Origin of the sequence: Kitasatospora sp. NPDC059462 (assembly GCF_042749955.1) — a bacterium.
Classification (GTDB): Bacteria; Actinomycetota; Actinomycetes; order Streptomycetales; family Streptomycetaceae; genus Kitasatospora.
This window is the reverse complement of sequence record NZ_JBHYUU010000276.1, coordinates 1-7,971: the sequence shown is the minus strand read 5'-3', so window position 1 is coordinate 7,971 and position 7,971 is coordinate 1. Positions and strand designations below refer to the sequence as shown.

The 7,971-nt window shown below is 75.8% G+C and carries 8 protein-coding genes; 4 read left to right on the top strand and 4 right to left on the bottom strand.

All coding sequences use genetic code 11. The annotated features are described in order from the left end of the window. The first annotated feature begins 147 nt into the window (after nucleotides 1–147). Nucleotides 148–1,053 (top strand): hypothetical protein, encoded by a 906-nt coding sequence (locus tag ACFXAM_RS36420; RefSeq protein WP_380297944.1) that lies wholly within the window; start codon nucleotides 148–150, stop codon nucleotides 1,051–1,053. Nucleotides 1,054–1,083: 30 nt separating this feature from the next. Here ACFXAM_RS36420 and ACFXAM_RS36415 read toward each other — a convergent pair whose 3' ends face one another. Both ACFXAM_RS36415 and ACFXAM_RS36410 read right to left on the bottom strand, forming a co-directional pair. Continuing rightward, nucleotides 1,084–1,482: a hypothetical protein gene (locus ACFXAM_RS36415; protein ID WP_380297943.1), complete on the bottom strand. Its 399-nt coding sequence runs from the start codon at nucleotides 1,480–1,482 to the stop codon at nucleotides 1,084–1,086. A gap of 112 nt (nucleotides 1,483–1,594) precedes the next feature. Continuing rightward, nucleotides 1,595–2,224 (bottom strand): DoxX family membrane protein, encoded by a 630-nt coding sequence (locus ACFXAM_RS36410; RefSeq protein WP_380297941.1) that lies wholly within the window; start codon nucleotides 2,222–2,224, stop codon nucleotides 1,595–1,597. A 528-nt stretch (nucleotides 2,225–2,752) separates the two neighbouring features. Between ACFXAM_RS36410 and ACFXAM_RS36405 the strand changes: the two genes are divergently transcribed. Continuing rightward, a complete protein-coding gene (locus ACFXAM_RS36405) occupies nucleotides 2,753–3,442 on the top strand; it encodes a polysaccharide deacetylase family protein (protein WP_380297940.1) in 690 nt (229 codons plus the stop codon). A 165-nt stretch (nucleotides 3,443–3,607) separates the two neighbouring features. Here ACFXAM_RS36405 and ACFXAM_RS36400 read toward each other — a convergent pair whose 3' ends face one another. Both ACFXAM_RS36400 and ACFXAM_RS36395 read right to left on the bottom strand, forming a co-directional pair. Continuing rightward, nucleotides 3,608–4,735, bottom strand: coding sequence for a nucleotide disphospho-sugar-binding domain-containing protein (locus tag ACFXAM_RS36400; protein ID WP_380297938.1), 1,128 nt, complete (start codon nucleotides 4,733–4,735; stop codon nucleotides 3,608–3,610). A gap of 421 nt (nucleotides 4,736–5,156) precedes the next feature. Continuing rightward, nucleotides 5,157–5,942, bottom strand: coding sequence for an enoyl-CoA hydratase-related protein (locus tag ACFXAM_RS36395; protein WP_380297937.1), 786 nt, complete (start codon nucleotides 5,940–5,942; stop codon nucleotides 5,157–5,159). A 137-nt stretch (nucleotides 5,943–6,079) separates the two neighbouring features. Between ACFXAM_RS36395 and ACFXAM_RS36390 the strand changes: the two genes are divergently transcribed. Next, nucleotides 6,080–7,414 (top strand): PLP-dependent aminotransferase family protein, encoded by a 1,335-nt coding sequence (locus tag ACFXAM_RS36390; RefSeq protein ID WP_380297935.1) that lies wholly within the window; start codon nucleotides 6,080–6,082, stop codon nucleotides 7,412–7,414. 93 nt (nucleotides 7,415–7,507) lie between these two features. Then, nucleotides 7,508–7,930 (top strand): cold-shock protein, encoded by a 423-nt coding sequence (locus tag ACFXAM_RS36385; protein WP_380297934.1) that lies wholly within the window; start codon nucleotides 7,508–7,510, stop codon nucleotides 7,928–7,930. The last annotated feature ends 41 nt before the right edge of the window (nucleotides 7,931–7,971 follow it).

Sequence of the window (7,971 nt, the reverse complement as noted above, 5' to 3'; positions counted from 1 at the left end):
CGGCCCGGCCGACTTCCCGCTCCGCGCTTCTGCGGGGACCCCGCGGGGCCCGGGCGCCCGGCTGCCGAAACGGAGTGTCGGGCCGGCCCGGTGATCCACTAGAGTCCGCCCGGCATCGTCGGGGAAGTTCGGGCACAGGGAGTCTCCATGCGCGGGGCGAGTTCCGCCGTCGTCGTGGCCGTCACGGCGGCCGTCCTGGCGGGCGGCCTCACCGCCTGCGGGAGCTCCGGTGGCGTCGGCGCCGCAGGCGGTCCGTCACCGGCGGGCACCGTGCCGGACGCCGCGACGGCCGGGGCGACGGCCACCGGGGCGGCCGAGCTCGATCCCGAGGAAGCGCTCGCGGCGGCGGCCGAGGTGATGCGCAGGGCCGGCAGCGCCCGGTACGCCCTGTCCGTCAGGGAGGGCAACGGGGGCGCGCCGGGCACGGGATTCGCCCGTTGGACGGACGGCCCGGCCGTGCTCGACTACCTCGCCGACGATCCGGGCGTCCGGCTCAGGCTCCGGATGGCCGGCAACACGGCGTACCTCGGCCCCACGGAGCAGGTCGCGGCAGCGGTGGGCGAGCAGGTCGTCTGGGTACCGACGCCCTTCGCCATGTGGCACAAGCCGTTCTACCCGCAGCTGAGCCTGGTGATGGACCCGGCGAACCTCCTGACCCTGGCCCGGGCGGGTTGGCTGGACAGGGTCGGGACGGAGACGGTCGACGGCGCCGAGGTCACCCACTATCGCGACATCGAGGACGTCGACGCCCTGCTGGCCGGGATCCCCGGTCTCACCGCCGAGCAGCGGCCCCACGCCGAAGTGGGTCTGAGGAAGAGCGGCAAGGCGTTCGTCCTCGACTTCTGGATCAACGCCGAGCAGCAGCTCGTCCGGGTCCGCCTGACCGGCGACAAGGAGGGCGAGGCGGCGGCCGTCACCGTGACGTACTCGGCGCTGGGCACCGCGCCCGCGATGGAGGCCCCCGCCGCGAAGGACCTCCGGACCTCCCCCGACCTCGACACGTTCCTCGGCCCCTCGCGCGCCGAAGCGGGCCCGGGGCCGGAAGGCGTCTGAGGCGGCCCCGGCCCCGGGCCGGCCCCGGCCTCAGTCCCCCGCCGGGCCGACGGGCGGCGGCGGCGGGGGGCTGAGGTCGGCCGGGGGCTCCCCGGTGAACATGAGCTCTTCCAGGGCCGCCACGAGCGCGGACCGGCTCCTGGTGGTCCAGGTGCCGAGGTAGGTGTGCTCGCGGGTGACGGTTCCCCGTCGCTTGTAACCGGCGAGGACGAGGAAGTCGGCGACGTAGCAACCGTCGGGATCCCCCTCGGGCTCCCACCGCACGTCGAAGCAGAGGCCGTCGTACACGAGGTGACCGCTCACCAGGACGGATCCGGCGAGCCATTCGACGGTCTCCGGTGAGGGGTCCACGGCGTAGAGGCTGTTCATGTCGATCGTCCAGCCGGGGGCCACGCGCAGCGGCTGCAGCCGTCGCCAGGTCTCGCCCATGTCCTGTTCCACGCCCTCTCGACCGCCCGCGCACGGGCCCGGCGTCCCATGGTGGCAGGTCCACCGGCGGGGGCCGGCCGGAGGGCGGGGGCTGCCGGCGGCGCCCGGGGCGTCAGCCCGCGAACTGCCCGCGCAGGTCGCCGGCCGTCCGGGGGCGGGGCACCTGGTCCGGCGGGTCGCCGGGCACCGCGCCCGCCGGGAGCGGCGCGGCGCCGGGGGCGGCCTCGGCACCGGGCCCGGTCAGGGTCACGGGGTCGCTCGCGGTGCCCGGTGTGGGCCGTTCCCGGGTGGCGACGGTCAGACAGGCCACCACCAGCACGATGTTCTTGAGGATGTACTGCCCCTCCATCGTGGGAACGGGCGGGACGCCGTGGGCCCACACGTCGTTCGGCAGCAGGAAGAGCGTCGCGAAGACCCCGGTCATGTGGACGAAGAACACGGCGAGGACCACCCGCAGCAGCACCCCGGTGACCAGGCCGAGCCCGATGGTGACCTCCATGAGCGCCAGCAGGAACCGCGCGACGTCGGGCGGCACCGCGTCGAAGGTCATCAGGCTCATGCAGCGGGTGGCGAGATCCTCGGCGGGGCTGGCTCCGGGGAAGAACTTCGGCAGCCCGAACCAGAGGTACAGCACGCCCACGCTGATCCGCAGGACACCGGGGGCCACGCGCCGGTAGGCGCGGGCGAATCGGTCGGCACGGCGTCTGGACGACCGCACCATCCGTGCGGGAAACGACTCCATCTGCCCCTCCTTCAGTGCGATCCAGCAGAGTTCCCAGCACCGAACGGCGACGGGGCATGTCACGGCCGATGGGATCCGGGTGAGGGGCGGCCCGGGGCACCGGCCGTGGCACGGCCTGTCAGGTACTGGCTCAGAAGCCCGCAGCTTAGCGCCCTGTTGCGGCGCCGCATAGGCTTCCCGGGGCTGGATGACCATGGAAGGAAGGCCGGGTTCCACCTTCTGGCATCACCGTCATGACTGCACCCCGCGCCGGAGGGCCCGCGCCGGACGAGCGGTACCGGTGGTGCGGGGGAGGCGCCGGCCCGCTCCCCCAACTCCTCGCCGAGGGAGCGCCGGTGGAGTCCGCCGAGGTGATCGCGGCCGTCTCCCGCCGGGGTCCGGGCCCGGGCCGTCCGGAGCTGGCCGAAGTGCGCCCCCCGGACCCCGGACACCCGGGACGGTGCGGGGACGGACCGCTACATTGGGCGCAGTGCCGGGGAGGGGGCGGGCACCGGGTTCGTTCCCGTGCCGCGGCCGTTGGGAGGACCTGTGTCTTCACCCCGTGGAGCGGACCGTCCCCGGAGGCGCCGGGCCGCCCGGCTCGCCGCCGGAGCCCTGGTCGCGGCCGCCACCGCCGTCGTCGCGCTGCCGGCCGTCCCGGCGCAGGCCGCCCCGGCCAAGGTCGTCTACCTCACCTTCGACGACGGCCCGAGCCCCCGCTACACCCCGCAGGTGCTCGCCCTGCTGTCCCAGTACGGCGTGCGGGCCACGTTCTTCGAGATCGGGCAGAACGTCGCGGCCAACCCGGCGGTCACCCGCCAGGTGAGCGCCCAGGGCCACAGCGTGCAGAACCACAGCTGGTCCCACCCGGACCTGCGGCGCCTGTCCAGGGCCGCCCTCCAGGACCAGGTGACGGCCACCGACGCGCGCATCCGGGCGCAGACCGGCACCACCCCGACCTGCCTGCGCCCGCCCTACGGCGGGGTGAACGCCACCGTCCGCGCCGCCTCCGCCGGCCTCGGCAAGAGCATCCAGCTGTGGAGCGTCGACCCCCAGGACTGGGCGCGCCCCGGCCGCGCCGCCATCGAGCGCCGCGTCCTGGGCGCCGTCAAGCCCGGTTCCGTCATCCTCCTGCACGACGGCGGCGGCGACCGCAGCCAGACCGTGGCCGCGCTGCCCGCCGTGCTGCGCACCCTGAAGTCCCGCGGCTACACCTTCGCCCTGCTCCCCTGCCGCTGAGCGGCGGCCCGCCCCGGACGCGGCGGCGCCCCGGACCGCCGCGCGAGCGGTCCGGGGCGCCGTCCGTCGGGCCTTCCGTCGGGCCGGCCGAGGGATCAGGGACGACGGAGCAGGGACGGGAGGTCCGGGACGGGAGGTCCGGGACGGGAGGTCCGGGACGGGGCGTCAGGGACGGGCGGTGGCCAGGGCCTCGATGGCGGGGACGAGCTCCGCCGGGCTCGGCAGGGCGTCGTTCTCGGCGCGCAGGCGGGCGGCGCCCTCCCGCAGCGCCGGGTCGGTGACGAGACGGGTGAGCAGCGCGGCGTCGACGTCCGCGCTCGCGGAACGCAGCGCGGCCCCGGTGGCGACCATGGTGTCGGCCACCACGAAGTTGTCCGCCCCCTGGGGCAGCAGGAGCTGGGGCAGACCGGCCTGCATCCCGGTGAGGGTGCTTCCGGAGCCGCCGTGGTGGACGACCGCGTCGCAGACCCGCAGCAGTTCGGCGAGCGGCACCCACGGCAGCGGGTGGACGTTGGACGGCAGGCTGCCCAGGACGGTGAGGTCGGCGTCGCCGACGGCGAGCAGGAACTCGGCGTCGACCTCGGCGGCGGAGGCGATCAGCCGGGTGATGGCGTCCAGGCCGTCCGTGTCGGCGATCACCGTGCCGAGGGTGACGGCGATCCGCGGCCTCGCGCCCCGGTGCAGCAGCGCGGCGGGGACGACGCCGCCGCCGTTGTACGGCACGTAGCGCATCCGCAGGCCGCCCGGGTCGCCGCCGAGCGAGACGGGCACGATGTTCAGCGGGGTGGATTCGGCGGGCCCGGCCACGCCGTGCTTCTCGTAGACGTCGGTGAAGTGGTCGGCCAGCTGGGCGGCCATGCCGAGGCCGGAGCTGATGCCGAAGTTCTGCAACGCGGCCGGGATGCCGAGCTTGGCCGCGACCAGCTGGGCGGAGGCCAGACAGGAGTCGTGGACGATCAGCTCGGCGCCCCAGCCGTCGGCCACCGCCAGCAGGTCGTCCACGGTGGAACGCGAGGCGAGGGCGAAGGCGGCGGCGCCGATCTCCATGATCTCCTCCTGCGTCAGGTCCGGCTGCGCGTAGTGCGCCTGGCGGCCGACGACCTCCTCGAAGGCCTCCCGCACGGGCCGCCCGTCGCCGATCTCGACGATCGGGAACCCGGCCTGGCGGAGCTGCTCCAACGGCTGCCCACTGGCGAACAGCACCTCGTGCCCGGCGGCCCGCACGGCCTGGGCGGTGGGCACCATCGGGAAGAGGTGGCTCGGAGCGGCCGGGCCGGTGAAGAGTATGCGCACAACTGTCTCCTGGTCGTTCTCGGGTCGGTCGACATCGGATCGCGCGGGGGCGGTCCCATCGTCGCCCTCAACTGACGAACGATCAGTTGCTCTTCCCCGCAGGATCGATAATCGGACGTTCTGGCCCGCGAACGCCGGAGGCCGGGGGCTCGTGTTCCCGGTGGTCGCGCGTGTCGCGTCGCGTGCGCCGGGTACGCCGGTCACCCGCCCGTTGCGGCGGGGCACCGGAACGGGCGGGTGGGAGGGGTGAGGGAGGCATCGGCCGGTCCGCCGGGCCGGGCACGCGACCTGGCCTGTTCCCGTCGTTCGCGGGCGGCGCGGCGGCGCGGCATTTGGCAACCGCGCGTCCGATGGTGTCGGGGCCGGGACGGGACGGGCCGGGACGGGACGGGGCGACGGCGCCGGGAGCGCGGCCGCCGGCTCAGTGCCGGGCGGCCGGGCGGTCCAGGAAGCGGCGCAGGCCGTCGCGCACGCCCTCGGTGGGGACGGTGGCGGCGAACCAGGCGGCCTCGACGGCCAGGCCCTCCTCGATCGGCAGGTTGATGCCCCGGGTCACCGCCCGCAGGCAGGCGGCCACCGCGGTAGGCGCGTGGCGGGTGATCCGGGCCGCCAGGTCGCGGGCGGCGTCCAGCAGGTCACCGGCCGGCACGACCGCGTTGACGAGGCCCAGTTCGGCCGCCCGGGTCGCGGGGACCGGGTCGCCGGTGAGGATCAGTTCCAGCGCGCGCTTGCGCCCGACGTGGCGCGGCAGCCGCTGGGAGCCGCCGAACGGCGGCGGGAAGCCGAGGGTGATCTCCGGCTTGGCGAAGGTCGCGTGCTCGGCGGCCAGGGCCAGCGGCGCGGCCTCGGTGATCTCGCACCCGCCCCCGTAGGCGAGGCCGTTGACGGCGGCGATCACCGGCTTGGGGAACTCCTCGATGCGCCGGGTCAGCGCGTGCCCGCGCCGCACGATCTCGCGCAGCGCCGTCTCGGGACCGCCCGCCGATCGGGCGATGCTGCCGGCCAGCGAGGGGATGTCCGCGCCGGCGCTGAAGGCGCGCCCGCCGGCGCCGGTGAGGATCACCGCCCGCACGGCGTCGTCGCGCTCGGCCTCGTCGAGCCGCGCGAGCAGCGCGTCGATGGTCGGGTAGTCGAGCGCGTTGAGCTTGCTCTCGCGGTCGATGGTCAGGAGGGCGACGTCGCCGTCGAGTGCGCTGTGCACGGTCATGCCCGTACTCCGTTTCCACGTGCCGGTCCGCCGGGTGGCCGGACCGCCGCCGAGGCTAGGAGCAGGGAGCGGGACAATCCAGGAATTGTCCTGGATACACTTCACCGCCCGGCTTCCCGCCCACGGACAGGTGCCGCATGCGACCGCCCGCCTACAAGGCCATCGTCGACGAGTACGCCGCCGCCATCCGCTCCGGCGCCCTGCCGGCCGGCGCCCGGCTGCCGACCCACCGCGCGCTCGCCCGCGAGCGCGGCGTCGCCCCGGCCACCGCCACCCGGGTGTACACCGAACTGGCCGCCGCCGGACTGGTGGTGGGCGAGCAGGGCCGGGGCACCTTCGTCAAGGTCCGCTCCGGCTACGACGGCCTCGAACCCTCCCGCGCCCTGCCGGTGCCCCGGGTCGCCGACCTGTCGTTCAACCAGCCGCTCTCCCCCGGCCAGGACGACGACCTGCGCCACGCCCTGCGCGCCCTCGCCGCCTCCGGCGACGTCACCGCCCTGCTGCGCCAGCACCCGCCCGGCGGCCACCGCCACGACCGGGCGGCCGTGGCCACCTACCTGCTGGGGCGCGGCATCGACACCGCCCCGCGCAACGTCCTGCTGGCCGGCGGGGCGCAGCAGGCGCTGGACTGCGTGCTGCGGGCGCTCACCCGGCCCGGCGACGTCCTCGCGGCCGATGCGCTCAGCTACCCGGGGATCAAGCTGCTGGCCGCCGACCGGGGCCTGGAGCTCGCCCCGGTGCCGGTCACCCCGGACGGCCCCGACCTCGACGCGCTGGACCGGCTGTGCCGGGCCCGCCGGGTGCGCGCGCTCTACACCATGCCCACCGTGCACAACCCGCTCGGCTGGGTCCTCGACGGCGGGCGGCGCGAGCGCCTGGTCGCCCTGGCCCGCGCGCACGACCTCCTGCTGGTCGAGGACGGCACCTACGCCTTCCTGGAGACCGCGCCGCCGCCCCCGCTGCGGACCCTGGCCCCCGAGCGCACCTGCTACGTCGCCGGACTGTCCAAGAACGTCGCCCCGGGGCTGCGGTTCGGCTTCGCCGTCGTGCCCGACGCCTGGCTGCGGCCCGTGACCGGCAGCCTGCGCGCCGCCGCCTGGGGCGTGCCCGGCCTGGTCACGGCCGTCGCCACCGGCTGGCTCGCCGACGGCACGGTGGCCCGCCTGGAGCGCGAGCGCCGGGCCGACGCCGCCGAGCGCCAGGCCGTCGCCCGGGCCGCCCTGGCCGGTCTGGACGTCCGGGCGCACCCCGCCTCCCCTCTGCTCTGGCTGGGCCTGGAGCCGCACCAGCGCCCGGACCGGGTCGCCGCCGTCCTCGCCGCCCGGGGGATCCTCGTCTCCACCGCCGACGCCTTCGCCACCGGCCCGCACCGCCCCGCCGCCCTGCGGCTCGCGCTGGCCACTCCCCCGCGCGCCGAACTGGCCGCCGTGCTGGCACGGCTCAGGGCCGCCGTCGAGTCCGTCGCGCCCTGACCGGACGGGGGGCGTGCGCCGGGCGCCCGGTCCTCTATCCTCTACGTCAGGTGTCGGGCAGGGGGCCCGGGTTGTTGTCCTTGGGGGTGTGTTGTGGTCACCGGTCGGGTTGTGCGGTACGACAGTGTGCGCGGGTACGGGTTCATCGCTCCGGACCATGGCGGGGAGGACGTCTTCCTGCACGTCAACGACATGCTGATGCCCGAGTCGCTGGTGCACTCGGGTCTGGTGGTGGAGTTCGAGATGGAGGAGGGCGACCGGGGGCTGAAGGCCTCCTCGGTGCGCCTGCCCAAGGGGGCGGCGGCGCGGCCGGCCGGGCCGGCGGTGACGGCGGCGCGGGTGGTGGCGGCCGAGGGCGACGACGCGGAGTGCGACGTCCTCACCTCCGCGGAGCTGCTGGTGGAGGTCACCGAGCTGCTGCTGGAGCACGTGCCCTCGCTCACCGGCGAGCAGGTGCTGAAGGTGCGCAACGCCGTGCTGCAGTGCGCCAGGGGCCACGGCTGGACCGAGGGCTGAGCCCGGTCCGACGACGAGCCGTCGGCCGGCCCCGCGGGTGC